At 35.9% G+C, this 26,920-nt stretch carries 27 protein-coding genes and 2 pseudogenes; 5 read left to right on the top strand and 24 right to left on the bottom strand.

Annotation, left to right across the window (positions count from 1 at the left end):
* Nucleotides 1–168: 168 nt before the first annotated feature.
* The 3 genes and pseudogenes from JI665_RS19185 to JI665_RS19175 form a co-directional block, all read right to left on the bottom strand.
* A pseudogene (locus tag JI665_RS19185) lies at nucleotides 169–1,465 on the bottom strand (IS110 family transposase).
* A gap of 263 nt (nucleotides 1,466–1,728) precedes the next feature.
* A complete protein-coding gene (locus JI665_RS19180) occupies nucleotides 1,729–2,670 on the bottom strand; it encodes a hypothetical protein (protein ID WP_206842900.1) in 942 nt (313 codons plus the stop codon).
* A 39-nt stretch (nucleotides 2,671–2,709) separates the two neighbouring features.
* Nucleotides 2,710–2,949, bottom strand: coding sequence for a hypothetical protein (locus JI665_RS19175; RefSeq protein WP_206842898.1), 240 nt, complete (start codon nucleotides 2,947–2,949; stop codon nucleotides 2,710–2,712).
* 255 nt (nucleotides 2,950–3,204) lie between these two features.
* On the opposite strand from JI665_RS19175, the gene JI665_RS19170 reads away from it, so the two are divergent.
* Complete coding sequence (locus JI665_RS19170) at nucleotides 3,205–3,564, top strand: helix-turn-helix domain-containing protein (RefSeq protein WP_244671256.1); 360 nt, start codon at nucleotides 3,205–3,207, stop codon at nucleotides 3,562–3,564.
* Nucleotides 3,565–3,776: 212 nt separating this feature from the next.
* Here JI665_RS19170 and JI665_RS19165 read toward each other — a convergent pair whose 3' ends face one another.
* On the bottom strand, nucleotides 3,777–5,429 hold the full coding sequence (locus JI665_RS19165) for a helix-turn-helix domain-containing protein (protein ID WP_244671255.1): 1,653 nt from the start codon (nucleotides 5,427–5,429) through the stop codon (nucleotides 3,777–3,779).
* Nucleotides 5,430–6,339: 910 nt separating this feature from the next.
* Here JI665_RS19165 and JI665_RS19160 point away from each other — a divergent pair.
* Nucleotides 6,340–7,212: a helix-turn-helix domain-containing protein gene (locus tag JI665_RS19160; RefSeq protein ID WP_206842896.1), complete on the top strand. Its 873-nt coding sequence runs from the start codon at nucleotides 6,340–6,342 to the stop codon at nucleotides 7,210–7,212.
* A 270-nt stretch (nucleotides 7,213–7,482) separates the two neighbouring features.
* Here JI665_RS19160 and JI665_RS19155 read toward each other — a convergent pair whose 3' ends face one another.
* The 5 genes from JI665_RS19155 to JI665_RS19135 form a co-directional block, all read right to left on the bottom strand.
* Nucleotides 7,483–8,883: a DNA cytosine methyltransferase gene (locus JI665_RS19155; RefSeq protein WP_206842894.1), complete on the bottom strand. Its 1,401-nt coding sequence runs from the start codon at nucleotides 8,881–8,883 to the stop codon at nucleotides 7,483–7,485.
* Nucleotides 8,884–8,939: 56 nt separating this feature from the next.
* Nucleotides 8,940–9,815 carry a DNA cytosine methyltransferase gene (locus JI665_RS19150; protein WP_206842892.1) on the bottom strand — a complete coding sequence of 292 codons (876 nt, stop codon included), beginning with the start codon at nucleotides 9,813–9,815 and terminating at the stop codon, nucleotides 8,940–8,942.
* A 282-nt stretch (nucleotides 9,816–10,097) separates the two neighbouring features.
* Nucleotides 10,098–10,601, bottom strand: a complete 504-nt coding sequence (locus tag JI665_RS19145; RefSeq protein ID WP_206842889.1) for a hypothetical protein — start codon at nucleotides 10,599–10,601, stop codon at nucleotides 10,098–10,100.
* 64 nt (nucleotides 10,602–10,665) lie between these two features.
* The gene (locus tag JI665_RS19140) at nucleotides 10,666–11,796 is read right to left on the bottom strand and encodes a PD-(D/E)XK nuclease family protein (RefSeq protein WP_206842887.1); all 1,131 of its coding nucleotides are present in this window, start codon (nucleotides 11,794–11,796) and stop codon (nucleotides 10,666–10,668) included.
* Nucleotides 11,793–12,113 (bottom strand): hypothetical protein, encoded by a 321-nt coding sequence (locus JI665_RS19135; RefSeq protein WP_206842885.1) that lies wholly within the window; start codon nucleotides 12,111–12,113, stop codon nucleotides 11,793–11,795. Before JI665_RS19135 ends, JI665_RS19140 begins: the two co-directional genes overlap by 4 nt.
* Nucleotides 12,114–12,430: 317 nt before the next feature.
* Between JI665_RS19135 and JI665_RS19130 the strand changes: the two genes are divergently transcribed.
* A complete protein-coding gene (locus tag JI665_RS19130) occupies nucleotides 12,431–12,706 on the top strand; it encodes an HU family DNA-binding protein (RefSeq protein WP_206842883.1) in 276 nt (91 codons plus the stop codon).
* A 90-nt stretch (nucleotides 12,707–12,796) separates the two neighbouring features.
* Here the strand turns inward: JI665_RS19130 and JI665_RS19125 are convergent, their stop codons facing one another.
* The 6 genes from JI665_RS19125 to JI665_RS19100 all read right to left on the bottom strand — a co-directional run bounded on the left by JI665_RS19125 (nucleotide 12,797) and on the right by JI665_RS19100 (nucleotide 17,374).
* The gene (locus JI665_RS19125; RefSeq protein WP_206842881.1) at nucleotides 12,797–13,159 is read right to left on the bottom strand and encodes a hypothetical protein; all 363 of its coding nucleotides are present in this window, start codon (nucleotides 13,157–13,159) and stop codon (nucleotides 12,797–12,799) included.
* Between the two features lie 169 nt (nucleotides 13,160–13,328).
* The gene (locus tag JI665_RS19120) at nucleotides 13,329–14,660 is read right to left on the bottom strand and encodes a DUF3238 domain-containing protein (RefSeq protein ID WP_206842879.1); all 1,332 of its coding nucleotides are present in this window, start codon (nucleotides 14,658–14,660) and stop codon (nucleotides 13,329–13,331) included.
* Between the two features lie 483 nt (nucleotides 14,661–15,143).
* Nucleotides 15,144–15,314, bottom strand: coding sequence for a hypothetical protein (locus JI665_RS19115; protein ID WP_206842876.1), 171 nt, complete (start codon nucleotides 15,312–15,314; stop codon nucleotides 15,144–15,146).
* Nucleotides 15,315–15,458: 144 nt separating this feature from the next.
* Nucleotides 15,459–16,694 (bottom strand): hypothetical protein, encoded by a 1,236-nt coding sequence (locus JI665_RS19110; RefSeq protein WP_206842874.1) that lies wholly within the window; start codon nucleotides 16,692–16,694, stop codon nucleotides 15,459–15,461.
* 82 nt (nucleotides 16,695–16,776) lie between these two features.
* Nucleotides 16,777–17,091, bottom strand: a complete 315-nt coding sequence (locus tag JI665_RS19105) for a hypothetical protein (protein ID WP_206842865.1) — start codon at nucleotides 17,089–17,091, stop codon at nucleotides 16,777–16,779.
* Between the two features lie 127 nt (nucleotides 17,092–17,218).
* Complete coding sequence (locus JI665_RS19100; RefSeq protein WP_206842856.1) at nucleotides 17,219–17,374, bottom strand: hypothetical protein; 156 nt, start codon at nucleotides 17,372–17,374, stop codon at nucleotides 17,219–17,221.
* A 273-nt stretch (nucleotides 17,375–17,647) separates the two neighbouring features.
* On the opposite strand from JI665_RS19100, the gene JI665_RS19095 reads away from it, so the two are divergent.
* Nucleotides 17,648–19,087 carry a protein NO VEIN domain-containing protein gene (locus JI665_RS19095; protein ID WP_206842854.1) on the top strand — a complete coding sequence of 480 codons (1,440 nt, stop codon included), beginning with the start codon at nucleotides 17,648–17,650 and terminating at the stop codon, nucleotides 19,085–19,087.
* 116 nt (nucleotides 19,088–19,203) lie between these two features.
* Here the strand turns inward: JI665_RS19095 and dnaN are convergent, their stop codons facing one another.
* The 9 genes from dnaN to JI665_RS19050 all read right to left on the bottom strand — a co-directional run bounded on the left by dnaN (nucleotide 19,204) and on the right by JI665_RS19050 (nucleotide 26,343).
* Entirely contained in the window at nucleotides 19,204–20,316 is a 1,113-nt protein-coding gene (gene dnaN / locus JI665_RS19090) for a DNA polymerase III subunit beta (RefSeq protein ID WP_206842846.1), read from the bottom strand.
* A gap of 106 nt (nucleotides 20,317–20,422) precedes the next feature.
* A complete protein-coding gene (ssb, locus tag JI665_RS19085) occupies nucleotides 20,423–20,914 on the bottom strand; it encodes a single-stranded DNA-binding protein (protein ID WP_206842844.1) in 492 nt (163 codons plus the stop codon).
* A gap of 22 nt (nucleotides 20,915–20,936) precedes the next feature.
* The gene (locus tag JI665_RS19080; protein WP_071159962.1) at nucleotides 20,937–21,242 is read right to left on the bottom strand and encodes a single-stranded DNA-binding protein; all 306 of its coding nucleotides are present in this window, start codon (nucleotides 21,240–21,242) and stop codon (nucleotides 20,937–20,939) included.
* Nucleotides 21,243–21,256: 14 nt separating this feature from the next.
* On the bottom strand, nucleotides 21,257–22,642 hold the full coding sequence (locus JI665_RS28665) for a DNA primase (RefSeq protein WP_244671254.1): 1,386 nt from the start codon (nucleotides 22,640–22,642) through the stop codon (nucleotides 21,257–21,259).
* 253 nt (nucleotides 22,643–22,895) lie between these two features.
* Entirely contained in the window at nucleotides 22,896–23,201 is a 306-nt protein-coding gene (locus tag JI665_RS19070; protein WP_071159956.1) for a hypothetical protein, read from the bottom strand.
* A 233-nt stretch (nucleotides 23,202–23,434) separates the two neighbouring features.
* Complete coding sequence (locus tag JI665_RS19065; RefSeq protein ID WP_071159954.1) at nucleotides 23,435–24,049, bottom strand: hypothetical protein; 615 nt, start codon at nucleotides 24,047–24,049, stop codon at nucleotides 23,435–23,437.
* 389 nt (nucleotides 24,050–24,438) lie between these two features.
* Nucleotides 24,439–24,612 (bottom strand): hypothetical protein, encoded by a 174-nt coding sequence (locus tag JI665_RS19060; protein WP_175502235.1) that lies wholly within the window; start codon nucleotides 24,610–24,612, stop codon nucleotides 24,439–24,441.
* 220 nt (nucleotides 24,613–24,832) lie between these two features.
* On the bottom strand, nucleotides 24,833–25,849 hold the full coding sequence (locus JI665_RS19055; RefSeq protein WP_083390583.1) for an anti sigma factor C-terminal domain-containing protein: 1,017 nt from the start codon (nucleotides 25,847–25,849) through the stop codon (nucleotides 24,833–24,835).
* On the bottom strand, nucleotides 25,846–26,343 hold the full coding sequence (locus JI665_RS19050; protein ID WP_071159952.1) for an RNA polymerase sigma factor: 498 nt from the start codon (nucleotides 26,341–26,343) through the stop codon (nucleotides 25,846–25,848). Before JI665_RS19050 ends, JI665_RS19055 begins: the two co-directional genes overlap by 4 nt.
* Nucleotides 26,344–26,727: 384 nt before the next feature.
* On the opposite strand from JI665_RS19050, the pseudogene JI665_RS19045 reads away from it, so the two are divergent.
* Nucleotides 26,728–26,880: pseudogene (locus JI665_RS19045) on the top strand (ATP-dependent DNA ligase); the annotation flags it as partial.
* Nucleotides 26,881–26,920 lie beyond the last annotated feature (40 nt).

Below are 26,920 nucleotides of genomic sequence, written 5' to 3'. Positions count from 1 at the left end.
TCTTCGCTCTCAAATTCCTTCGTCCAACCTTTCCATGAGGTGGATGTCAGCCATGCTGCCCCACAGGGTCCAAGCCCGTAATTTAGTTGCTTTGCCGACTAATCCGTGCTTCAAATGTCTCAAAAACTATAAAAGCAAGAACTACTACTTATCTAATCTAAACCAAAGTTAAGCTGCCATTTCCGTCTTCTTTGTTACTGCCAAATGAGGGATGTCCTTTAGCATCTTTTCCTCATTAAAATCAAATTGCTTTTTTCCTATACTGAAGAAAATCCGAATTAGTTTATTACACAAAGCAATCAGGGACTGCATCTTCTTTAAAGGATTATCCGGACGTTGAGTATAGTAAGCATGTAATGCTTTAAATGCAGAATCCTTTGGCGACGAGAATCATACAGACCCTGAATAACAGTGCCCTGAGTTTCTTTCGGCCTCTTTTTGTGATGGTCGTTTTTCCTTTGTGCTTGCCGGATGTATTTTCTTTTAAGCTTAAGCCGGCCAGCTTGATAATCTGCCTTGGATGATTGTATTCACCTAAATCTCCTACTTCCGCAAAGAAGCCGGCAATTGTATCCCTGCCTACACCTTTTATCGCTAACATTTGTTGTACACCTGGTATTTCATCAAGCTGGCTGTCTATTTTGGCGTCCAATTCTTCGAATTGTAACTGAATTAATTCATACTTAGCCAGAATGGTTTTTAGCTCCAGCCTGGCCATTTCAGCACCTTGTCGAAGTCCGATGGACTGGCTAGCTGCCTGTTTTAATTCGCGGATCTTGTTTAATCCAACACTCCGAGATACGGACTTTCTCAAATGGACGAGTAGTTCTTCTTCGGTGAATACAGCTATTTCATGTGGCAAGGCATAGAGCTTTAAGAATTGTAAAGAAGCCTTACCTTCCCATTTCTTAAAAACCTTGAGGAATTCCGGAAAATACCGGTCAATCCAGTTGTGCACCTGTCCTTGGACCGTTTGTAGGTCTTCAGTTAAAAGATCGCGTATTTTCTTTGCCACACGGAGTTCTGCATAAACACCTTGCGGTATTGTTGGTTCGGCGTATCTTCCATCCTTGACCAGCTGGGCTATGACCTTGGCATCTTTCACATCATTTTTGGTGGGTGAGTTATCATCCAACTCTTTGCTTTTCTTGACGTGCAACGGGTTTACTGCGACAAACTTTATCCCATTTTCTTTTAAGATATGGGCCAGATTAAACCAATAGTGGCCTGTTGGCTCCATGCCAACCATCACTTTACTCATACACTGTTCTTTTTTGATTTCCGAAATCCATTTAAGAAAGTTTTCAAATCCTTCTTTTGTATTTTCAAATTGACACGGGGATCCAAACTCCATTCCCCTGAAATCCTGGGCACGAGCCACATGTTTGAATTTCGCAATATCGACTCCTATAATAAGAGTTTGAGAAGTGATTTGAGCAATCTTCTTATTCTGGTTATAATTCATTGTAAAGCCTCCTGGTGTTTGAGATTTTTGTCCTTTTTGCTTGCCGGCTTCAGGACTCTCTCATTCTACCAAGAGGTTATTTTTTTGTTCAAACTCCATTTTCATTCATTACAGGAATGCTGCCCCGTTTGTTTAATAAGAAAAAGCTACCCTTCGGCAGCTGAATCTTAGAGTATTGCCCTCTTCATCTGAAATATGGACTGTAATAATACAGTCTATTTTTAATCTGATAAAACTGAAGCTTGGGCAATACCTCTATCGGTTTACTCCCCTACCATACCGTCATTATCACGATCATCCATATATGGGTATAACCAATGATCGCTCGTTATTGGCATTCTAAAACCTGCTTCCTTTGCTTCTTTTATCGTCACCTGTCCATTGCTGTTTGTATCTACGCTGGAAATATCAACGTTTGTGTTTGTTCCTGTTGATTCAACGGGTTCGGTTGATTCAACTAAATCACTGTCTGTTAAACCGAGTGATGCGTTTACTTCGTCTGGGTTCCCGTTGTCAAATGAATCAACAATCTTGTTGCCCATTATCGTGTAAGTATATTGATAATTTGAAGGAATCTGTGTTTGTGTATTCGGATAAGTGATAATTGCTTCAAAGTCTGTAGCACCACCCGCTCTACTGATTGAATCTTCTATATAAGCTTGATCACCGTGTCGATTGAGTATGCTATCTTGTGGAGTGATATTATAAGCATTTGCTACCCCTCCAAGAGAATCAGCAATGATATGTCCTTCATCTAATGTTTCGCTTTCAACACCCGGAACCTTTGCCTCATCAGGATAGTATCTGCCAGACGATAATACAGGTTCGCTACTGTCATCTTGTAGGATGATTTTGTCAGCAATGACACGTACTAGTTGCCCGTATTCATTAGTAAATGCCCAATATTCACGGTTCCCATAACCAATGTCAACGACAACATTACGTTCACGATGTCCAGACTGATCACCGCCATCAACTTCAATAAGTTTGTAGCCTGAGAACAGTTCATTATTTGGTTGGGTTGCCGTTTCTTCCGCACCCGTGGTGAGAGTTTCTTCTTTTGCATTATTTTTGATTCCTTCGGCTGCTACTACTTTATGTGACTCTGTTTCTACAACCGTATTGGATGTATCTTCTACGTTAGTACAACCAACCATAAAGGTTATTGTTAAAAGTAAGAATAAATTGTTCATTTTCTTTTTCATTTTAGTCCCCCCTATCCTCAATTAAACTGCACCGTTTGTTTAATAAAAATTATTACTAACAAATATCCCTAAAAGCCAACCAGTGATTCCACTTATTATACCTAAGATAATCATTGCTGATCCTAGCTTATCCTCCTGGTAATCTCGCCTTATTACTACTCCTATGCATATAGGGAAAAACAAAAGGATAGGCGGTATTAAGTTAAGAGTTAATAAGATCACAGATAACCACCCAATAGTTAGGGGTATTCCTTTACCACTTTTTCGTTCAGCTTCCATTAATAAACCTCACCTAAACCCCTATATTTTACATTTTTATATCATTCTATCATAAAGAGAGATTAAAAATTTATTATTCTTGTTTAACAACCTGCCCTTAAATGCTAAAGTCTAACCGAATTTAAGTGTTTTGTAAGAATGGTTCTGTATTTTTAAAATAGAATATTTGTTCATAATAGTAATACATAAAATACGGCAGTCTTAAAAAGCGGGAACTTGCCTCTGATTAACCAAAATAATGAGATGGTGTTCAAGATGACAGGATTAAAGCAATATGAAATTAAGGAAATCAAATTAACATACAAAATGACAAGCTTAAATCCAAAATATAAAGATAACGATAATCTAATAATAAAAATACTTGCCGATGAGTATAACGTACCATTTGAGCGTATCCAAAAAATCTTTATTGGAAATAAAATTCCTGAAAACATTGGGACTAAACTAAGGTCACTGAGGATAACAAGGAACTTAACACAGCAAGAAGTAGCAAATGCGATTGGGATTGCTAGCAGTACTCTTGGGGGTTGGGAGCTAAATAAAAGTTTTCCTAGAAGAAAAAATTTAGAAAAGCTTGCAGAGTTTTATGGCATTACTGTTGAGGAAATTACCTAAGAACGGAATATCACCACTTTCCAATTGCAAAAGAGATGATTATTTCCTTCTCCATTAATCTTAAAATTCTTTTACGAAATTGACAGTCCCATAGATTCATGGTAATTTTTTAATACTCCTTAAAAAGTTTTTGGGCTTAGAGCACGAAAATTTTTTACAAAAAGGCCTCTGTAGCGGAAACTATGGAGGCCTTTTTCGTTTTTATCGGATATTTACTTTTTACTATTTAGCCACTTGGCCATCTTCTCATCATTCTTCTTATTTGGCCGCTTATTTTCTCTCCGTATGTACCGTGATAGAGTTGTATGAGCAATCCCTATTTCCTCAGCAGCCTGCCTTATACTTAACTTACATCTTTCTAAGGTTTCCTTCATTGCTTCTGGAGTTAATGATATTTCCGGTTCAGTAAATTCAAAGGTTTGCTGAACATATTGTACACTGTTTGTTGAGTGAACGGGTACAGGCATATCTATAGTTGTAGCAATCTCTTTTGAAGCCTCAGTTAATCCTGTTGGAATTTCAGCATTTGTAAGACTGTTCATCTTATCAAAAATCTCTGGCTGCTGATAAGTAGTAAATGGAATTGAAAAATTCCGTTGATTCTCTTTGATAATAAATTCCGGAGGGGTTAATAAGATATTTAACTTTGACCAATAATTCTTGACCCAATTAACCCGTCCCACTCTGTTTTCATCAATTTCCTCTACATAGGACCACTCTTTAATTACTCCATCATCTTTCAAATCGTCGAGCGTATTTTCGAATAGATCCCGTATTTCTACTCCGCTATATCGAGATGAAAAATCCATTTCTTTCAACAAGGTTCCAACTTTAAAAGGCTGATTTAAATTCCTTTTTACTGTGCGAATTCTCCACTGAAGATTAAGATAGCGTGTTAATCTTTTATGCGCTCTCTGGGTGTAATGATTGTATTGGAACACTTTTATATCTAAAATTCCCAGGGTGCGATTCGGTCCTTCTAAATATGGCGTTAGCAAAGAGGTTGGCCGTACCTGAACTGCAAAAATACCTTTGGCTTCATTTGTATTTCTATCGTATGCCACCCTAATGGCACCAATTTCGAACATTCGTTGGAAATCTTTAAATTTATAGAGTTCATTTTCTTGTATGTTTTCACTGTTTAAGATATGTACTTTTCTTTCCCCTAAGGATACCCATATGCTAGAAAGAGCAGCTACCCGCTTCATGATATTAAAGCGATCCTCTTCCCTATAATCATATTCCTGGCCCTTAACGGTACGTTTTTTAATGTTTCTGAGCTGGAGAGCGTCATTGCTGTGAAATTCAATATAACCGTCAGCTGTTTTAGGAGATGTTAACCACAAGTAAGAAATGAGATCAAACAGATCCGCGGTTAAATCGTCCAAAGAGTTTAATGTCTCTCCGAGCATTTCTAACCACATTTGCTGCTGATCTGCAGTAAATGTAGCTTGTATCTCATTTGGCCGCAGCTCCGCTACTCCTTTAACCTTCCCCTTGTTGTCTATAATCTCGGTTGCCAATTTTCCCGTTTCCCCTGCTTTAAAATCTTTCTTTTTTGTGACGATATTTCTCATTAAATGAAAATCAATGTCCGTACTAGATAATATGTAGTCTTGCTGCATGGCCTCGTCAATTTGAGGTTTATTCATACTATGTCTTTTCACATCGTCCGGAAACTCCTGATAAAAATTACCGGCTAGTATAGCTTTTATAGTATCTCCATAAACATTCACTACTTCACGTATCATAGCCTTTGTAATGGGCTTTTGATGATAAAATGCCTCAGTAAACAACAAATAAAGTGCACCAAAAGATAACATATCCTCAGTAGGCTTATTGTTTTTAACTTCTTCAGCTGTCATGGAATAAGCTTGTTTCTTCCATTTTTCAAGGATATACGGTCTATCCTGGAACAGATGTTTAGTTTCCTCGAATAGAACTATTTTTAAAGTTTCATAGTTCAGTATTAAATGATCCAATATCTCATCATACTTCATCATGATCCCCCTGCTAGGCACTTTATTACAGTGATAATAACAGATTATGCACCAGTCTGTAAGTGTTAAAATTTCATTTTGCACCACTTGGCCATTATGCACCATAGATTAGCGGAATGTGTGGGGTAAAAAACCTACAAATGCACCAGATTTATTAGGTAAAAATGTAAAATTAGCGGGATGTGTGCACAGTTTTGGTGCATATTTAATTTTGAAAAAATTTTTTTGCACCAACTTTAGCGGAATGTGTGGAACAAAAGTATGAGAATGCACCAATTTGGTCCATTAGCGGAATGTGTATACATAAGACTAGCTTAAACCGAACCATTTTTGCACCAGCATTAGCGGAATGTGTGAGCATAGATAAACCTTCTTCTCCCAAAGGTTTAAGAGAAACAGCTTTCGAATGAGACATTATGATATCTCGACGAAATAATTCGTTTCTAGCGGTACCTGTACAATAAAAATGCACCACTTACTCATTTTATTAGCGGGAAGTGTATATAAAGGGAACCCTTAATACATTTAGTGGCCCCTTGATATTAAAGGATTTGGTGCAAAAATACACGGTGGTGCATTTATTTTAACTGGTGCAAAACTATAGCGGAGGATGTGGAACAAAAAATTTGTCACTTTTTTTTATTCCATTGGTATCACGCTAACTAACCTGTTTTTCTTTGTGGTGCATTTTCTCTTAGAGAGAGACATTTTACAAATTTCGATTTTGATAAACTAATTTCCAATAAGAATTTGTCTATCAAAAGGAGTTCTAATCATGTGCTATATACCAAAACTAGCCAGGGAGCTGCAGTCATTTAATTCTGTAGAGGAATTAAATCATCATATGGATCTTCATTACGGTGTATTAAGAAATATTTTGACGAAAAGCAACGATTCCGTTTTTCATCTGTTAAAGAAATACGCTTGTAAGGTTGCTGGTGTATGTTGGCTAAAGCAGGATTCATTGGCTTCATTAGCTGGAGTCTCTACCAAGACAGTAGAGCGCACCATTAAACTATTAAAAGATCATGGTGTTATTAAAATTTTTCACACCAAACGTTCCAATGGGTTAAATGGGAACTGCTATTATGTTTTGCAGCCTTTTAGTGGAGAAGCACTCGTTGATGATGAAGAAATCGTACAGATTGAAGAAGCTGAAAATGTCGGAGCAGGTGAAGTGCCAGAGATTATTGAAAATACTGGTGAAGTCATTCCTGAAAAGAAAGACAAACTCTTTTTAAACTCCCAAACTCCTAAAAACTTTGAAGAAGAAAATAATATAAAAGCGCATGCGCGCGTAACAAAAAATTCACTTAATGACTCAGAAATTGAAAATCATTACAAACCTGTAATTGATCATTTAGTGGAAAATCACTTTTCGGAAAAAGCGGCTAAAAACATTGTTGGACAAGCAATAAATATATTACAAGTTGAGCCATTTAAATTACTAAAAGCATGCTCTAAAGCCATTATGAAACTACATAAGAGATTATCCTATCCAGAACCAATATACAGTATGTCGGCTTACTTTCTTAGCTTAATCCAAGATGAAGTACTGCCTGATTTCACTAAAAGAAAAGCAAAAACTATTAACAACCATTCAAAGCCGGCGTCCCCTGTTTTTTATAACTGGTTGGAGCAGTTTTAGAGAAGTAACAATGATGTTTTATATACCTTAAAAAAAAGAAACCCTCTTTGAGTTTGTCTCAAAAAGGATTCCTTGATTGTTAATAGAAATATATAAACATGCTTAAAAAACAGATTAATCCCATATTGGTGCTAGACCATTAATATAGCACCATTCCTTATATTCCTCTTCTAGGGATTTTATAAAATCTTGGTTAAGATCCAATTGATCACATACATGTCAGTATGCCACTCTTTAAATGTCATTGTTCTCTTTCCTTTCTTTTGGATATTAGGAGAACAATAGTTGCAGCTGTCCATTATTGGTAACAGACAAGCTTTGAGATTCTTTTTTAACTATAGAATTCTCGGCTCTTGATTTTAATTTCATAAAAGTATGGGCAATACGATTGGCAATGGCCTTTATTACCCTGCAATCTACACTTTGCCCCAGGAGTTCATATTTTCTTAAATCCGAAATATGGTCTGTGAATTCAAACCATTCCGGAACACCTAATATTTTTCTGATTTCATTTACAGATAAGAAGCGCCAGCTTTTCTTATTTTCTTCATTTAAAACATAACTCGAAGAAGCTGAGTGGCCGGCATAACGCTTGGGTATGCATTGTATCTTAGTCGCATCTTTTGTTACGAACGTTAAATCTAAGCTACGATCTTTCCATGCTTCTCTGCTATTAAATGAATCCATCCATTTCTCAAGGCTTTTCCATTCATGTTTCACATTAGCTGGATCCATAATGTCCTTAAGTTTGCGTCTACGCATCTTCTTTGGTACTGGAAATTGAAAAGACTTAAAAGCTCTTTCTTGTCGAAAGGCACAGCAATAAATGCGTTTTCTGGAGGCTATGCTGCCGAACTCCCAAGCTTCTAATTCTTTTTCAGTCCAATATAGATAATCATCCGCTAGAAGATCTCTTAGACTAAACCATGCTTCACTTTTAAAAAAGGACGGAACATTCTCAAAGAATAACATCTCAGCCTTGGAGCTTTTAATGATTTTGGCAGTTGCAATCATGAGATTATTCATAAGGTTACCCTCTTGATAACCTAAACTTGAAAATTCATTGCATGGAACCGATGCAAAAACGACATCTGCTTCATGAACTTCATGTACATCCCAGATATCACCATTAAAGATATAGGAATTCGGAAAGTTTCTCAAGAGTACCTCAGCACTATCATCTTCCAACTCAACCTCTTGAACTGCTGAGAAGAGCTGGGTATCACACATGGCGGCTGTTCCAACTCCAGCTCCTGCTGCGATACTTAGAAGCCGAATTCGCTCATCTTTTTGTGAGGGTAGAGTTTTATTCGTAAATAAGCTATATCTAAGCGGCTGAATCACAATACGGCTATTCTCACCTTTTCGATAAACGCTTATTTCTACTTTCTGTTTCACATCGATAATTGATGAGTACTTTTCACCTGCAGTATCAACTAATGGCCGGCGCTTGCCGCTTACTTTACTTAATCGGGATGCTACATGAATTTTATGTTCTGTATCCATAGGATAATTTTGAATCTGAATCTCTTCATTCTCTTCATTGATAGAAATAAACAATTCTTGGCCAGGCGTTAATCCCGCTGCTTCGCATACTAAATGTTGGAGAAACAAGCGAGGTTTTTCAGCTTTTTTAGATACCATATAGACTTTCTTCAATTTTAGATTCATATTCTTTACTCCTTAAAAAGTTTTATATTTTCACTGTTTAATAACTCATCTGCTGACTAGGCAACAGATGAATAATTTTGAAAGTATCGTATTATTTCCTGCCCTACCCAGCGGCCCATTTCGACTGGAACGGCATTTCCGATCTGTCTGTATGCTTCATTATCCGTTACAGGAAACTCAAACCAGTCGGGGAAGCCTTGTAGTCGCCCGTATTCCTTCACCGAATAAGGTCGAATAGACTTACCATCATTAATTAATCGTGTTGAACGATCCTTAGCATAATGAGCAACACATGTTGGAGCAATTCCATCCAAATCAGTAATAATCGGTTTGTCTCTATACGCACCATTTAAGCGTCTTAAAACATAATCTGGAGAATATACTTCAGTCCCCACATCAATGATGTCTCTCATCTTCACAGGCTTGTTATTAGTTGGATAGCGTAAGCTGTTTAACGGTTTCTTACTACCTATAATTATCAATCTCTTGCGCTCTTGCGGGAGCCAGAGATTAGCATTAACAGGGCACTCTACCCGGACATAGTAATTAGGCAGCTTCGTTAAACACTCCATTACCACCTGAAATTTCCTCATCCCCGGGACATTTTCAACAACATACACTTCAGGTTGTGCTAAAGCAATATGCCGGAAAAAATGAAGAAATAGCTCATCCCCGGTCCGGGTTCCATGGATGTCAGCGATCGAACTATACTTTGTGCACGGAAAAGTCCCGATAAACACGTCAGCAGCTTGCTGATCCAATACTTTAATCTTAGCAATGTCACACTGGTTTACTTTGTGTTTAAAATTCCTCTCTAAGGTTTTGCATGCGGCCAGGTCAATCTCAAAGGACTCCACCACATCAATACCGGCCTCTTGCATTCCTAAATCCATTCCACCGCAACCGCTAAAATAGCTCTTGGCTGTAATCATAATTTGTTTTCCTCCTGAAAAATGGTATAAGTTTTTAATCATAAAAAGTGCATGGAAAAAGGCTGCTGCCCTGGCAACAACCTTTCTTCAAACTGATTTATCTATCAGCAATTCATATATTCTTCTTCCATAATGGGATCGTTAAGTACATATCCATTGAAAATGATTTGGTACACATCACTTTCATCTTTAAAGCCTTTTCGACTAGGTCTCTGAAGACCCTAGACAACAATAGGTCTTTGTTTGTTAATTTCATCATTCTTTCCAAATCAAAAACATCATTCATTTTACCCCTCCAGCAAGAACTGTTACTCTTTTTGTGGTCACAGTATTTAACCGGTAATTCTTACTTTCTGCCCCAAAGACCCATACGCTGATAAAAGAAGGCTCTATTTCAGGGTAGTTTTCGAAAATGAATTGATGTAGTTCGTCTATATTTTTAAATTCACGCTCATTTATTGATGCGCGGTAATGATGAACATTCACCTGCAGCATGTCTTCCCCTTCCCAAACATGAGGAAGAAAGGCAGCAAAAATTTTATTCGTATTTTTACTTTCATCCGTCCACTTAAAGCAATATTGATGATTCTGGACATACGTAGTAATTCCTTTAAGGTGAAGGTTCTCAATGTTTTGGTCCATTGGCAGTCCGAGCCAGCTGCAAATAAGCTTTCCCTCTTCGAAAAGGTCTGCTTCCTGATTTAAACTAATATGCACAGCTGTTAAGAGGTCCTCTGCAGAAATCTCTTTCCTACCTTGATATGCTGGTGCGATCTCATATTTCATTTTTTATTCCTCCCAATTAATTTGTAATAAAAGACGAACGACTTATATAAGCCGCTCGTCATCCTCATTTAACATATTTAAAGCTTTTACGCCCATTCGAGTAAGAAATGAGTTGTTCTAACTCCCCTGTTTCATCCTCTAGAAGCCACTCTGCTAAAATAGCGGGTTTTGGATTTAAGGCCTTCTTAAGATCCAAGCCATTTCGCTGAGCAAAATCAATTAGGGCATCCACATCCTCACATTTAGTACTGGGCTTTTGTTCAATCATCCAAACACCAGTGCCTACGTGAACTGACTGATTTTCCTCTACCCACTTCTTGAACCCACTCTTCATATTCTTTAAAGCAAGTTCCTGAGATAAGAGGTACTCTCCTATTTTTTCAGCCTCCTGAAGGTTCCGGGGTTCACCTGTGCTGGATAGTCCCGCTAACAAGCCTCCTGCACATCGAGCTGCATATGGGCAATAATCGCATTTTGAACGGTCCTTAGCCATCTTCCAGTCCTCTTGGTCATCCGCATCTTTGTCTTCAATTTGGGTTATCGTCTGGATTAACCACAATTTAGCTTTCTCTAATTTTTCATTTGTAAGGAGTACTTCATTGTCCTCACTCTTATCTAACCGGGGAAAAACCAGCTTTCCTTTAAAGGTGCTGCCAACATACCCTCTATACTGTTTATAGAGCCAGCCATAGAAAGGCAATTGCATATGGGTCTCTGCAGAAAAAGAACTCCAACTAGTTTTAAAATCCCATAGATAAGTTACATCATTGGCCGGATCATCAATGACCAAATCGATGATAAGTTTGATGACTCCTTTAGTCGTTTTTATACTTAAATCTAATTCACTCGATATTTCGAGATAATCCATTTTAGGAATTCGATCAAAAGCCTTATTTAACATTCCTAATAAATAGTAAGTCTTTTCTCCCTCGGGTAAGCCTCCTTGTTCCCCAATGGAAAAATATAATGCTTCTGAAGAAGAATAACCCTCTCTAATCATAAGTTCAATGGCCCTATGAAAAATCTTCCCTACCCTCATACTATGGTTGGATGGATAAGGGAGGCCTAAAACGTACTTATAATAAAATTGACGTTCACAGTCGCGAAACATAGAAAGCCTGGAATAGCTCCAATAACTTGAATGCACACTCGAAGCTGGTTTAGCAAATTCAATCTTTTTCGGAACCGATGTCATGAAAACATCACAACCGGCTCAACTTCTTCCACGTCCATAGATGGATCCCAGACTAATCCTGTATCAGCATGCTGGAAACCGAAGTCTACTAAGAGAGGATACTTAATGTCTGATAGGATGGGAGATTTAGCCCTTTTTGTCACCCAATCTAATATGAATAACAAACCGCTTTGGCTGCCCTGCATATCCATGATCAGTGGAACAATACTGAAACCAGAATATTTTCCATCCTTCATAGAGATTTGCGCAGCAATCCTCCCTTTCTCATTTGCAAAATATGTTGCGACTCCATTGTTAAAGTGCGTTTGAATAACCAATGGATACTCCTCCTTAAAAAGTATTTGGTCGAAAAGCAAAAAAAAACGCTCTTCAGAAAAGGACCAATTAATAGCTGATTTTGCAGCATTAATAGATTGGTCACTTTCTGAAAAGCGCATTGCGTAAAAAAAGTTCCTCCTGCGTAGGTGAAACATGAATAAAATAAAAGAGTAATATGCTATATCATACCATAATTGGGCAATAATTGTAATGTTTATAAGGGAGAATCATAGGGAATTTGCTTTAATGTAATTAGCTATGATAAAAATGAGATACAATCTTACAGATTGAATTAATAATATGGAGTGTGCTTATTATGCTAAATAAAACAGAACTTACAAATCAGGTAGCTGAAACAGCGGAATTATCAAAAAAGGATGCAGCTAGAGCAGTGGATGCTGTTTTTGCATCCATTCAAACAGCACTAAAGAATGGAGACAAGGTTCAACTTATCGGATTTGGTAATTTTGAAGTTCGTGAGAGAGCGGCTCGAAAAGGAAGAAATCCTCAAACAGGAGAAGAAATTGAAATTGCTGCGTCAAAATTGCCGGTATTTAAACCAGGTAAGCAATTAAAGGACTCGGTGAAATAGACTAAGATACAACTTACATAACATTACTTGTACAGAGAAAAAACCTTCAATAATTTTGAAGGTTTTTTTGTGAATTTTGGAGTAAAAAATCTAAGCAGCATCCTTTTTTCTAAGGAACTCATCGATTAAGAAATATAAAGTAGCAACGATGAAGGCATAGAGTACATACACCAGATTAGGTGAAAAATAGGAAAACACAGCTAAAGAAACTAAAAAGGTCACAGCTTTTATTTTTTTCCGATTTTGACTACTCGCTCGCAAACTAAGAAGTTCTGCTATCAATGATGAAGATACTCCATATAATAAAATAAATAAAATTGCATAAAAAAATACAACCACTAACGATAGTACTAATGGCGAATTTTCTTGTGAAAAGCTAGGTAATAACATAATAGTTAGTACTATAGAAACTAATATTAAGGTCAGAATATTTCTTGAGATGAATTTCTTCAATCTATCCCACCTTCCTTACTGTTTTTAATAAAATTCAAACGTAAATACCAATATTATTGAGTATACAAGTTTATCATGGATAAACCATCTTAGTAAGAGAAATAAGGGCTATGAAATTTCTAAGGGCGATGACATGTCGTCATCACCCCAAGTTTATGAGATATTTCTACTAGTTATAAATACTGAATTCAATATCTGCATTTGGATATGGTGGAGCAAGGTATAATAACCCCTTATTTTGATGTTGGAAAATAGGCAACATAGCATCAGAGTTCGGGATATACACATACATTTCATGGGCAGGTGCCTGATCATGTTCACCAAAAACTTGGATGTCTCCATCATAACTTACGTTAGCAGTATATGTGTAATCAATAACTGGCGGAGCAATATTGATAATATCAAATGGATCGCCTACTGCGTGAACGACTCTCCATGAAACAAATTGAGAAGTCGCTTCTAGATTTGTTTTGGACATTGTATAGCTTGTCTGAGTTTTATAATCAGTTGTACCATCACAATTATATCTTGCACTTTGACCCACATCTCTTGTTACCCAACTAGTGGTTCCAGTAGTTGACCCGGTTAAATATGCAGAGACTTCCGTTTGTGTACGATACCTGCTATGGTCAAATGCGAAACCTCTATTATCTCCACGGAAAGTTGGACAAGAAGCTGGATTTCCGGGTATACCAACCTTTGCTTCTGGAATGAATGTTGTATACCTAAAGTTATATCTTTGTGGAATCGCAGCTGCAATTGCATAAGACTGAGCTTGTTCTACGCTTTCATTCGTTACTTGCTCTTCAGAGAAAGTTTGAATGATTTTTCCTAAATCAAAAGTCTCATAAGATAACTCTTTTAGAACATCTTCAGTAATAGTCCAACCGTCTTTCTTAGCTTGCTTAACAGATTGGTTTATTTCTGCTTCACTTTTCTTTTTCTCACCTTGTACACGATATGTATAATACTTACCTGGTTCTATGTCAGTATCCACATAGGAGTTACCTTTTATTTGACCGAGGTATTCATCATTTCTATATAGATCAATAGCTCCATCTTCATCCGGTAATTTTTCATCCCATTTAACAATGACCTTGTTCTTTTTAATGATTGCATCAATGGTAACACCATCTAATAATCGTTCATCTTTTTTTGCTTTTTTTAATAGCAGGCTTTTTTTCTCTTTCTCACCTTTTGTAATGACTCTTAATTCTGCCTGATCTACAACTTTATCATTTGGATCCAAAGCAACTAATAGATATTTATATTGCTTCTTTGATTTAAGATTTTCAGCTGTATATTCCTTTTTAGAACCTGACCAAATTAATTTCTTACCTGAGTATAGTTTAAATGATGCAGCATCAGACTCCCATTCAATATGTACACTGTTTGAAGTAGTTTGGTAATCTACTTCAAATTGTGAAGAAGCGCTTACAGTAGTGAAAGAAAAGATTAATCCTACCATAAGCATGATGCTAGTAACAAACAGCTTTTTCATTTCTACCCCTCCGATTGGTATTTTTGGAATCTTTTTATAAAAAATTCCATTTAATTTACAAAAGTCATGGTATCATACCGAATTTTTAGCATCTATGGTCAATAAGTACCCACTTTCCAGATTTTAAAATTTCTAATACCGATAGATTTAATGTCAAATTGAATATATTTTCCCATTAAATATATTGCATAATGAATTCTCCCTTTTAAAATGTGTATTTATTTTATTATCAATTACAGTAGGGACAGGCTCTTGGTTAGAAATATCCAAATTGTATTGAACTTACCTAACAAGTCGTGCTTCAATTTAAAAATGAGTCCAAACCCCTGAAATGTTATTTGGGTATATTAATCTATATAAATTTGAAAAATTTTACTTGAATGATAATATTTTATTTTATCTGAGAGAAATGAGGTAGGAGAAAAGAAGAGAAGTAAAAAAAGCGGCCTATCCACTTAAAAAGTATGAGCCGCTTTTTTTTCATTACACTAATGTACTTGCTTGATTAATCGTATACATACTGAGCGCTAAAACGCCAATTCCTACTTTGGAGAACCAGGATTTATCAAAGAGACATCCTAAAGTATACATTACTCCACCACCAATAAGAAAAATTGCAGTCAAAACTAAATACAAATAAATCATCAAAACCATTTTTGGTTTCCTCCTATAATTTTTATAAAAAAAAGCACCCCTACCACAATTATTATTGTTAGTAGGGGTGCTCCCTTTTCATCTTATATATATAAATTCTATCAAGAATTATTGGATATTTCTACTATTTTTTTAAAAAAATAATTAAAAAGCGAACATAAGTTGCTCTTTACTTACTCCTTTATAATCAGTAGTTATAAGCTCCATTTTTTGTTCAATATCTTCCTCAATTTGTTGGAACATGCTGAGGCGTTCCCTGCTTTTCCGTTCCTCTACAAATGCCTGGTTCCTCTTAATAATCTCATTCATGTGCTCTTTTTCATGCTTTGGTATTTTCGCATTGAAAGGAGGGTTTGTCATGGTTCTATCAGGTTGAATCTCCCTGGCCATTGCTGCGACTATCCTTTTCTGCATCTCAAATGATAATGACTGCCAAGGCTTACTAAGTTCCTCTTCGTAAAAGTAAATTTCATGTTTTTCCAAATCAAGTGGATGGAAAAACACATCAACAAACTCGCTGCCTTCTAAGAAAATGTTTTTAGGGCAAGTGAACTCCCCTAGAAGGGAATCGCCGCAGTAAATTCTAGAGTCAACTTCAAGCTCAAAGTACTTGTTGATTCTGAGCTCTTTTGGATCTGCGTGAAGGCCGATTACTGGTCTAGGTACATACAGCATGGAAGGCTTATAAAGAAAGGCCTGGATTGCCGCTGCGCGTACCATAAGGTGCGATAGATCACTTGCTACCACATTTAAACTTTTGGATGGTAACACCATAGCTCCTGTTCCTACGCATGGTTCATAGACTAAATCTGTTAATGATTTATCATCATCACCTTCTAGCATTCTATTCATTGCAATTGTGATATGAAGGGGAGTTGGAAAATACGAAAGATCACCTGATGATCCATTCTCAGCTAAGAATAGGCTTAAATAATCTGATGGATACTGCAAAAAAAAATCAAAGTTAAAGTTTTCATAGAGATGTTTCCAGGACTGATCATCAATGTTTGGTTTTTCAAACCATGAAATTCCCAAAGCATAACCTATCCAACTAAGAAACTCGTAACTTCGTATCCCTTTGTATTGAAGCGGCTCAAATGATTTCTTTAACATCTTCCTAACTTCATCACTGCCGCTTGGTGAAAGTTCAATTTGCGGGTAAGGATCATTGGAATCCCATTCGCCTTTATCTAATATTTTCAGCCATTTGTGCCAATTGCCATGGAGTATGGTCTCAATATACATGACAAGGCCTCTTGCCCAGCCAAATCTATATGAGTCCGAAATCGACTGTGGGAAAGGGGTGAATAGCGGATGTAATGAGATTTCAGCCAGTTGTTTAATCTTTTCTTCTGTTAATTCAATTTTATCATGTTTCATTCGTTTTCCTCCTAAAAAAAATACGCACAATGTCTTATAAGACGATGTGCGTATCAATCCTAATTTAGTTTTTATTATCTCTTTAAAGGAATATACAAAAATGTCTATATTGCCTATTAATAGCTTCCTTTACGATTAAATCCACTTCTTTCAGAGCTTCCATATAGGCTGCTTCTTTTCCATTCCAGTAGCTATGCTCTATGTTGCTCGGATGAATTTGTCGTTGAAATAAAAGGAAACCTTCTAAATATCCAATCCCCTCACAGAAAGACTTAATTGCTTTTTCTTGGGCATATTGTTTACTTTCTTTTAAAGGATCTTGAAGAAGTAAATTTACTCTGCTTTCCAAGTGTTTTTGAGAGCTTGAATTCTTTAAAATGTTATTACACCGGTCCATTTCCACCATCCCTTTTACAAGAAAATAAAAGACCGATTACTCATAAGTAATCAGTCTCCCTCTTTCAAAACAAAATTAATTTTTTCAATCACTATTCCTTCTTCATTAATTGATTCGGAGTCTATGTTTAGAAAATATGTCCCGAACAAGATAAGGCATCTAGGAGAAGTTCATCTACTTCCTCCATATGCATATCAAGTTTTAGAAGAAAATCTTCTTTTGAGGACGGGAGAATTGGTTTTCTATATTCCTTTTCTCTCGCCCTTTTTTCCGATGTTTTCATTCTTCTTCCTCCTAAAAAGTATATTGGTACTTAAAGAGCAAAAAAAAACGCCCTTATTTACACCAACAATAAAAGCTGCCAAAGCAGATTTAATAATTGTTCGCATAAATAAAAGCGTTTTGGTTTTAAAGGAAGTTCCTCTCGCCTGAGCGGAACTTAACATGAATTGGTAATATAGATAAATTATATCATATTGAAAAATTAATAACAAACGAACCAATGTAAAATCATGGTAAAATATAACTATAAGTAGTTATGGAAAGGCGGTTGGCGATGGCAAGAGGAAAACCAAAAAAATATCATTCTCTTTTTCAGGAACCCATAAAGAGAGAATTTCTAGATCAATTTGATAACCAAGGAACTTATAGAAACTATTTATCTCGACTTGGAACCATTGGAGAATATGAATTTTTATTTGAAAAGGATCTTTATGATTTTGATATAGAGGAAATTCAGTTAATTTTAAATGATATTGGAGGAAAGCCAGCAGCAATTCATAATTGGGGATCATTGATAAGAAGATATATAGCCTGGGCTATGGAAAATAACTTCATAGTTTTAGATGAGCAAATTCTAAAACAGTTAAACAATGACTTTTACCTGTCCTTTGCTTCAGATCTTTTTTATACGAAAGATGAAATAGAGTATTTCCTTCAACATCATTGTAACAATCTGGAGAATAAAATAATCCTCCTCTTATTATTTGAGGGTTTAAATCCTAAAGAGATTTGCTGTCTAAAATATTTAGATGTTGATCATCCTTCCGCAACCTTATACATAAGCAGCAGGAATAAATATATAAGAAATATTCCTGAAGAGCTATTGGCATTTATTGAAGAATCAAAAAGTCAATTAGAGTATTTAAGTGATAATGGCAAAAGAAAATATATTGGAATAGAACACGGGTATATCTTAAAAAAGATTAATACGAATGCTAACGAAACTAAAACTGTTGGCGAAGAAAAGATAGGTCAGGCATTAAAAAGAATAAATAAAGAGTTAACTCCTAATGCTGTTAGATTTTCTGGAATGCTATACTTTGCTATGCTCGAATACCAACATGCTGGAAAACTATCGAATAAGCATTACGATAAAATTATTGAACGTTTTAATATAAATAAGGTAATGAATAATAAAATTCCTACGTCACCCTACTATCAATTACGTACCATCAATTTAATTAATGAAGACACAATTAAGAAATACTACATCAACTTAAATTTAGCTGATGTTCAAGTCAAAAGTGACCCTCTATGGAAGATAAAAGAGCTTAATGGATTAGCTGGGGAAAAAGTTGTGTGGAATTACCTTGAAAGAGAATTTCCAGATTGTCATTTATTAAAACCTGCGGATAAAGAAGGCTATGACATAGAAATTTATAAGTCAGGAAGGAAAAAATCAGACCGAGTGATACTTAAAAGAATTGAAGTCAAAACAGTTCAGAAAAATGGTAGTACTATTCACATCACGCTTAATGAATTAAAAAAAGCTAAGGCATATGGGGATCAGTATTCCATCTACTTGGTACGTAACTTTAAGGAGGAAATGTGGATCTATAACTTAAGCAATCCCATCGAAACATTTGACATAAATATTGATGAGTTAGATAAAGTAATAGACTCCCCTAATTTTTCTATAGCAGTATCATCAATAAAAGTAAAAATTAAGGAAGAACTATTAAATACAATTTCTCCAGTGAAATTAACGCGGTAATATATATATAAAAGGAGTGAAGAAAGTGGCAAACTGTGATTGGGGAAACCCATGTAAGGTGCAGAAGTTGCTTATTGAATAAAGAATCCTAGCAATTCCGCTAGGATTCTTTTTATTTATGTTCTAACTGGTAACACCAGTTGTGTTACTGAATCGCATTTCTCTCCTTTAATGATAAAAGGTCTAAGAGCTTCAACAAATTGAAACTGGACTTTTTCATCTTCAAAGGCACTTAAAGCATCTTGAGTAAATTTATAGGAAAAGGCAATTTTGATATCCTTTCCTTCAATCTCAAAGTCTTCAAGATATTCTTCTATTTGCCCAACCTCTGGAGAAGAGACCGTTAAAACAGCCTGCTTGTCCTTTACTTCTAGAACAACTACCTTGTTCTTTGATTCAATTAAAGCACAACGATTCAATGCTGCACTTAAACCCTTTCTGTCAACTTTCAATGTAGTATTGAATGTTGTTGGCAATAACTTAGATACTTGTGGGAAGTTGCCATCCAGGAGGCGAGAATAGAACAGTAGGTTGTGAGACTTAAATAATGCTTGTGTATCTTTAAGAATCACTTCTACTTGCTCCTCTTGGTCCTCAAACACTTTTGATAGCTCGATTAATGCTTTGGCAGGTATAGTAACATTCCTGTCTTCACCGGCTAATTTGAGTTCCTTGATGGCCAGACGATGCGAATCTGTCACTATGGCTTTCAATCCATCTTTCAAATTAAGGTTAATTCCTGTAAGAATCGGCCTTAATTCAGATGTAGCAGCTGCGAATGCAGTTTGCTTTACGATTGAGTTTAAATCACCTGCAGATAAAGTGAAATCTGCCTCTCCTTCAATTTCAGGTAATTTAGGATATTCCTCAGCTGGGAAACCATTTAAGGAGAATACCGATTTACCTGACTTAATCTTTGTGACATTATTCTTTTCTACAGTGAAAGTTATGTCATCCTTTGGAACTTTCCTAACTAGTTCATTAAGGAATCTTGCGTTTAAGACCACGCTGCCCTCTTCATGAACCTTTGCTTTTTCATCCCCATTTTTTTCTAATGGGACAGTTTTTTGAATGGATATATCGTTATTGCTGCCGACAAAAATAATCTCGTTACTTGTAGCAGTTATTTTAAGACCAGACAAAATCGGTACAGAAACTTTTGGTGAAATGGCTTTAATCACCACTCCTACAGCATGAATTAATACTTCCTTTTGAATTTCAAATTTCATAATACTTCCTCCTCAAAAAGTTAATGGGTTTATTTTGGATTTACTAGAATTCTTTATAAAAAAGAGAGGAAATAGTATTTCCCTCTCTTCCCTCATTTATCTCAAGTCAAAATGGCAGGTCGTCATCTGAAATGTCAATTTGTCCATCATTAGCAAATGAATCTTTGTCCACTCGAGTATAGCCACCTTGATTTTGGTTATCCGGGCCTTGACTTTTATTATTTCCGAACGGGAAATCCTGACCTCCAGAAGAACTGTTATCTCCTCTGCTGCCGGAATTTTTCGGTTCAAGGAATTGCACACTTTCAGCTTGGACTTCCGTTACAAACACACGTTTTCCATCCTGACCCTCATAGCTGCGACTCTGGATACGTCCGTCAACACCCGCAAGACTTCCTTTTTTTAGGAAATTCGCTACGTTTTCTGCAGGCTTTCTCCAAACTACACAATTAATAAAGTCTGCTTCCCGCTCCCCTTGCTGATTTGTAAAGGTACGATTTACAGCAAGTGTGAAGCTTGCAACCGGCACCCCATTTGGTGTATAACGCAAATCCGGATCCTTCGTTAAACGTCCAACAAGTACAACTCGATTCATCATCAGAATCAACTCTCCTTTTTATTTACCTCGCCTTAGGCGCCTGTAAGAATTTAATAGATTCTATTTCCACTTCCAGCCTGGTCATAGGCTGTCCGTTCTTCGTATAATTCGATGATCGCCATTTTCCGATAATCGCCACTTCTTGTCCTTTTACAAGATAGTTGGCACAGTTAACGGCTTGCTGATGCCAAGCAACTGTAGGAAAAAAATCTGTCCGATTTCTTTCTCTATCTTCCACGGCTAACACCATTTCACATCGAGCTTTATCCCCTGAATATACTAGGTTTGGCTCCTTTGTAAGTCTTCCAACGGCAGTAAAGCTTTGCATGACTCTTCCTCCTATTAAGAAACTAAATGTAGTTTCTTTAAGTTTACCAATTTTCTTGCCTTCGTTTTGAAGTCAATTTCCATTGGCAACTTTCCATTTTGAAGAAGATCATCCAGGCCTTTGCCGTCTTTGATATCCCATGTCCAAAGATAACAATCAATGCCTAAATTCTTTACCTCAGTAGCCAACTGGGCTACTTTATCGAATAATAATTGCTGCTTCTTCTGGGCTTTAATTGAGTCATCCTCACGTTTGAGAGTGTCCATATCGTACGCTAAGATAAACTTTTTGGTTCCCCAATCCTTCAGCAATGGAATGAGCGGGGCAAAGTTACCTACGCCTGGAATCCCCACAATCGTTGATTTTAGAATGTTTGCTGCAAGCTGAGACTTGTGCTCCCCTTCTGTTCCGATAATAACTTTGACATTATAGACCTCGGAAAGATCATTCCCGACTTCCCAAATCTTAACCTGAGAGACGGGAGGAGCTATATGAAGCGGGGCTCCACTTGCAGCACCATTACGGCGAATTTGGTATTTCTCTTTTTCCGTTGCAGTATTGTCAGTAGAAGAGAACCAAATATACTTGGGATTCCCAACATCGCGACGAATACGCATTCGCGCTATTCTTCCCTGGCGGTCCCGAACAGGAATGAAGTATCCGCCTTTCCCGGCAGAGATCGTCCAAACCCAATATCCTCTACCTTCCTTATCAGGCTCCACTAGCTCCTTCGGATACTGGCTGCCAACTGATTCAGGAATTAACCGCTGAACGAAGCCTGGGACCCGGGCTAATGGATATCCTTTTAAAATCAACTTATGCAAAATTGGCATCAATTCTTCACCAGAGGGAATAGAACGAAAACCCAAGGCTATGATATCTTCCTTTGTATATTTTCGTTTCTGCATCCACTCAATCGCATGTTCCTTTCTGATCGGACATAAGGATAAAAAGGCACGATATACCTTATCGCAAATGTCATCATTTAAAGGTTCCAGCTCTTTTGTTTGAGGGCGAACGTATGGCTTTCTTTTGGTTTGAACGGTACTTCCATCGTCATAGACAATTGGAATTCCTAGTAAACCAGCGATTGCCTCAATCACTTTAGGAAATGTCTTCTTGTCTTCCTTATTATTCTTGTCATAAGCTCTACCGAACTCATTCCAAAAATAATAATTGAATGCACTCGAACCGCTTGCCTCACAAGCAAAACACTTAAATAAATTCTTGTTTGGCTCAATGTACGTGTTGTCACTGACTCTTGCTAAGTGGCCAGGGTTAGGGCAAGGAATTTGGTATTGCTTCCCTATACGTTTAGGGTTATTCCCCAACGCATAAGCTAAATCCAAAATCCCTGCTGAATTCACTGCTTCGATTGTTTCGCTGCTGATTCTAGCCATAAACAATCTCCTCCTCCTTAAAAAGTTCCTCCTCTACACAGGGCTTGAGCACAAAAAAAAGAGCACTCCTTCAAGTCATCAATTAGTATCACAACAAAACAGATACTTTTGATCACTTCAAGGAGTGCTTTTTGTTAACCCGTAGATTCCTTCCGCTTGGATGGAAAAAGAAGAAATAAATAGAAATATATAGATATTATAGCATAACTTTCAAAATAGAGTATCATTTTTTTAATCCAGATAAAGTTTGCTCTTAAAACTCCCCTTTTAGGTCATCGGCCAAGCCTGCTCTTTTTATTGAACCGGTTAGACAGTTATTAGAACAAATTTTTTTTCTATATTTATCTATTAATGTCCCAGCTATATATATTAGTAATGTACACGCTAATATGATTAAAAACGAATTTGTAAGTAAATCAAAATCCAGTTCGTTTGAGGTCTTGGCTGTATTCCCTTTATCATCCATTTCGTAAAAAATCCAACCAGTATAATCTAGAGTAAAATACGAAATTATAATACCAAGTACTATTCCGCCTATTAAGTATGTAATTTTTTTCAAAATATCACCTCATAGAATGTACCTACAATATTCAATTATTAGGAAAATAAATCATCTTCTTTTATTGCTTCTTTATCCGTAACAGCAATGTTAGAAGGTACTATAACAATTGTTTTAGGTAAAGCCTTTTTTCTACATAAATAATGTCCACCTCTCAAGAAATGAAAGGAGGACATTATTTATGTACTATTTGATGAATTAGTAAAATCGAATTAGCCTTATTACTTATTCAATTAATCATAAAAGTCCACATCTACAGATCTTGTAGGAACTGTCATTTTGATTATATAAAACTCTGCTTTTTTATTATCACCGTCTACATAATTTCTAGCGTTAACAATTATCTCTTGTGGAGTTCCAGTGTTGTTTAAGGTAACTGTGCCCACCGTATCATCACCTACAGCCCCATCATCTTCCATGATTTTATACATCCATGTGAAGCCAGGACCAACGGAAGGTTGATCAACAATAAACAAAAAATCCCCACCATTTGAACTAACTATCTTAGAAGCCCCCGTATTAATAGTGTCAGAGGTAATATAATCCCATTCTCCAGCACCAAAGGTAGTAAACTGTGATGAATTTTCCTTCAGTGGTATAAGTGATTCCTTAACGGTAATCGTTTCTTCTACAAATCCTGATTGGGTATTTAGTCCATCATTAACATTTTCAGTTTCAGTATACTCTTTGAGATTTTTGGCTGAAGCTAAATCTAATTCATCATAAACCTCTATCACTTCGGCATTTGCAATATCACTATTTGAAGAATCAATTTCTTCAGCGCTTACAGCTAATCCTCCCATTGTAAAAGTTGAGATAGCTAATAAAGATATTAGGGATTTTCTCATTTTTGGTATAGCTCCTTTTTTTAGATATAATCCTAGTCATTAATAGTAGAATACGAGGTTATATCAGATTTATAGATAAAGAGAAAGGTTGGCCAACCCTATGTAAAATAATAACAATTTTATGTTATTATTTCCATAAAAATTGAAAAGATTTGAAATTTTAATTTTTTTGACAAGATATTTAGCTAGATCAGATTTAGAAATATTAATAAATGAGGTATAAGGTAATTACAGATTTGAGATGTGTTTTACCTAATGAGGAACTAAGAATTAATCCTTTATTAAAATATTGAAATTGAAGGACTAATAATAAATTAGAGAGGGAGCACTTAATTAGAGAGGTAAAAAGCGGGCTAAAAAAAGATCAATACCCATTCAAGGTATGATTCCTAAATATCAAAAATTTTATTTAATAATAGAATTAGTATAAATAATAAAACAATAACTACATCGTATATCCCCCACTTGTTCTTATTCTTTTCTGGTTTATTCTGTTGTGTAAGTTTTCTATATACAGTTTGAGCCTTCTTTTGTTTCTGACTTTTAATATCATCTTTAGACATTGAATTCCCTCCATTTTTTCCTTTGAAAAGGTTTTATAGATTTTTAATAGATCATACAAACCCAGTACCAAGATTCCTATAGGTAATATTTTACCATGTATTAGCTTTTTCAAAGAATATTCAGTTAAATATAACACGCAGTTAGAATATTAAAATAATCCCGTCTAAAAGACGGGAGTGAAGTGTGTAAATTGTGCCATTCAGAAGGTTTGATTATTGCTTAATATTTATCTATTGTTGCTCCCAGCACAGATGCTCTTATTAATTTCAGTCCTTTTAAGCGTTCCAATTCCTCTGGAGTTCCGGTAAATACTGCACCACTTATCAACAACTCTCCATTAGAGTTTTTTGTATTTTCTCTAATAGTATTTAATGCCTTTTTAATTGTGGAATTTGAATTGCTAAGTTCCTCCATGGTACTTAAAAATACTTGCCCGGTTTCTGTTGTGTAGGGGGAAGTCCCTGACACATCAATACCGAAAGCGTCTTCACCCCATTTGGTTTTAACAGTTGCAACCTTTATTTTATTTATTTCTTCTTTCTTTGAATGGGATGTGGTATCGACCCATAACCAATTAACATTCTTGTAGCCTAGCTGTTTACTGAGTTGATCTAAAGTCATTGGTTGATTAAAGGAAATAGCAATTTCAATAAGTTTGTTGTTATCCAACCCCAGGGCTACATCCAGTTCATTAGGAATGTGACTATAAGAAACATCAGGGTAATAAAATTCTATTTCTCTTTCGTTATTGAAGTCATTATAACGGACTGTTCTTTTAGCTTCTTTATCCAACGTGTTTATTCCTGTCATCCCACTTCCTTGGCTAACTGTTTCTATCTTTCCGATTAACGGGATCCTCTTCGTTTTTTTATCCCAAATTATATAGCGATCGCCAAGTTGCTTACGATATTTAGTTTCTTCAGTAACACTAAACATATCATGAAAATAATATGATTCACTCCTATGAACATTTGCGCCGGACACTGTTTCTTTTAGTGATTTTTGTTGATGTTCATTTATCTTATTGTTTAGAATGGCCTGGCTCCCAAATATTACAGCAGTAATTACAATTGCGGTAGTAAGGAACGCAATAAAGACATATTTAAAGGTTTGTCTCCTCCTGGTTTTCTTAAAAACTTTTTGAACAGATGGGCTGCTTGTAAAGTCAATTTCCTCAAAAGGTTCACTTTGCTCACTATTTTCATGTGCCATATCTCTTGGATTTTTATCGCTCATTCTTTAACCTCCTTATAAAACTTAATGAATTGGTTCCGGGCCCGATATAAGTTTGTTTTCACAGTATCTATTTTCATATCAAGCAAAATTGAAATATCTTTATACTTTAAATCCCAATAATATTTAAGCAAAATCAATTCTTTATAAAGGGGATTAAGTCGATCTAATGTTGTCCGTATTTCTTCTTTTTTTTCATTTCCAAGTAAAAGGTCTTCAGGCAAATCATTTGATAATAATTTTAAGTGTTCATCATTAAATCCAAGTTTTATTCTTTTTTTCTTTCGATATTGATCATGATGAAAATTTAAGGCCACTCGAATGAGCCACCCTCTAATGTTCTGGGATTTTATAGAGTCTGAATAGGACAGAAATTTAAAAGCAGTCTCTTGGACAATATCTTGAGCATCGACATGTGAAATACCATGCTTTCTTAGATATTTATAAACGACATTTAATTCGCTGTTTAAAGTCTTTGCTTGTTCTTCCTCAAACATCTCTGCCCCCTTTCCCATCAAACATAAGACGAATTAGTTAGAGAAAAGTAAACAATAACTTTAAAAAAATAAAAAGAAGTTCTTATTCATAATAGGCTTTTAGTGTATGTCTGTACAAGAAAAGAAAGTAATATATCTAGGTACCTGGAAGGACTATCATTTAAATAAAGAACCCTTATATGGTTGTTTTTAGCCACAATATAGAAAAAGGAGGGATGCAGGAGGGACTCTTTCAGGTCCTTGTACAAATTATTTAAAACGAAATGGATTAACTTACTTTAAACAAAATTTAATGGTAATACTAGTACAAATTTCTTTGTATCCCTCTAAGTACCTCCTTCGTTTATCATCATGCTGATGTAAAATGGGATTAGAGGTGAAAGTATGTTTGTATCTTTAATGTTGCTGCATAAAGCACCAGAAAATCTTCCATTTGATGATGAAAAGTGGATTACCGAGCTGAAGCTGGATGGGATCCGCTTACTATATACAAAACTTAATGGCATTACCCGTTTATATACCCGCCATAATAACGATTAACTATATTATAATTTTTAGAGGATACAATGTTCATTAT

Source organism: Bacillus sp. NTK034 (assembly GCF_017303275.1).
Lineage (GTDB): Bacteria > Bacillota > Bacilli > Bacillales > Cytobacillaceae > Cytobacillus.
The sequence above is the reverse complement of the archived record's forward strand: the minus strand, read 5'-3'. Positions and strand labels throughout refer to the sequence as shown.

Coding starts and splice junctions, on each gene's coding strand:
- JI665_RS19180 (WP_206842900.1), bottom strand. CDS start 2,670: ATGAAAAAGAAAATGAACAATTTATTCTTACTTTTAACAATAACCTTT.
- JI665_RS19175 (WP_206842898.1), bottom strand. CDS start 2,949: ATGGAAGCTGAACGAAAAAGTGGTAAAGGAATACCCCTAACTATTGGG.
- JI665_RS19170 (WP_244671256.1), top strand. CDS start 3,205: ATGACAGGATTAAAGCAATATGAAATTAAGGAAATCAAATTAACATAC.
- JI665_RS19165 (WP_244671255.1), bottom strand. CDS start 5,429: ATGACAGCTGAAGAAGTTAAAAACAATAAGCCTACTGAGGATATGTTA.
- JI665_RS19160 (WP_206842896.1), top strand. CDS start 6,340: ATGTGCTATATACCAAAACTAGCCAGGGAGCTGCAGTCATTTAATTCT.
- JI665_RS19155 (WP_206842894.1), bottom strand. CDS start 8,883: ATGAATCTAAAATTGAAGAAAGTCTATATGGTATCTAAAAAAGCTGAA.
- JI665_RS19150 (WP_206842892.1), bottom strand. CDS start 9,815: ATGATTACAGCCAAGAGCTATTTTAGCGGTTGCGGTGGAATGGATTTA.
- JI665_RS19145 (WP_206842889.1), bottom strand. CDS start 10,601: ATGAAATATGAGATCGCACCAGCATATCAAGGTAGGAAAGAGATTTCT.
- JI665_RS19140 (WP_206842887.1), bottom strand. CDS start 11,796: ATGACATCGGTTCCGAAAAAGATTGAATTTGCTAAACCAGCTTCGAGT.
- JI665_RS19130 (WP_206842883.1), top strand. CDS start 12,431: ATGCTAAATAAAACAGAACTTACAAATCAGGTAGCTGAAACAGCGGAA.
- JI665_RS19120 (WP_206842879.1), bottom strand. CDS start 14,660: ATGAAAAAGCTGTTTGTTACTAGCATCATGCTTATGGTAGGATTAATC.
- JI665_RS19115 (WP_206842876.1), bottom strand. CDS start 15,314: ATGGTTTTGATGATTTATTTGTATTTAGTTTTGACTGCAATTTTTCTT.
- JI665_RS19110 (WP_206842874.1), bottom strand. CDS start 16,694: ATGAAACATGATAAAATTGAATTAACAGAAGAAAAGATTAAACAACTG.
- JI665_RS19105 (WP_206842865.1), bottom strand. CDS start 17,091: ATGGACCGGTGTAATAACATTTTAAAGAATTCAAGCTCTCAAAAACAC.
- JI665_RS19100 (WP_206842856.1), bottom strand. CDS start 17,374: ATGAAAACATCGGAAAAAAGGGCGAGAGAAAAGGAATATAGAAAACCA.
- JI665_RS19095 (WP_206842854.1), top strand. CDS start 17,648: ATGGCAAGAGGAAAACCAAAAAAATATCATTCTCTTTTTCAGGAACCC.
- dnaN (WP_206842846.1), bottom strand. CDS start 20,316: ATGAAATTTGAAATTCAAAAGGAAGTATTAATTCATGCTGTAGGAGTG.
- ssb (WP_206842844.1), bottom strand. CDS start 20,914: ATGATGAATCGAGTTGTACTTGTTGGACGTTTAACGAAGGATCCGGAT.
- JI665_RS19080 (WP_071159962.1), bottom strand. CDS start 21,242: ATGCAAAGCTTTACTGCCGTTGGAAGACTTACAAAGGAGCCAAACCTA.
- JI665_RS28665 (WP_244671254.1), bottom strand. CDS start 22,642: ATGGCTAGAATCAGCAGCGAAACAATCGAAGCAGTGAATTCAGCAGGG.
- JI665_RS19065 (WP_071159954.1), bottom strand. CDS start 24,049: ATGAGAAAATCCCTAATATCTTTATTAGCTATCTCAACTTTTACAATG.
- JI665_RS19060 (WP_175502235.1), bottom strand. CDS start 24,612: ATGTCTAAAGATGATATTAAAAGTCAGAAACAAAAGAAGGCTCAAACT.
- JI665_RS19055 (WP_083390583.1), bottom strand. CDS start 25,849: ATGAGCGATAAAAATCCAAGAGATATGGCACATGAAAATAGTGAGCAA.
- JI665_RS19050 (WP_071159952.1), bottom strand. CDS start 26,343: ATGTTTGAGGAAGAACAAGCAAAGACTTTAAACAGCGAATTAAATGTC.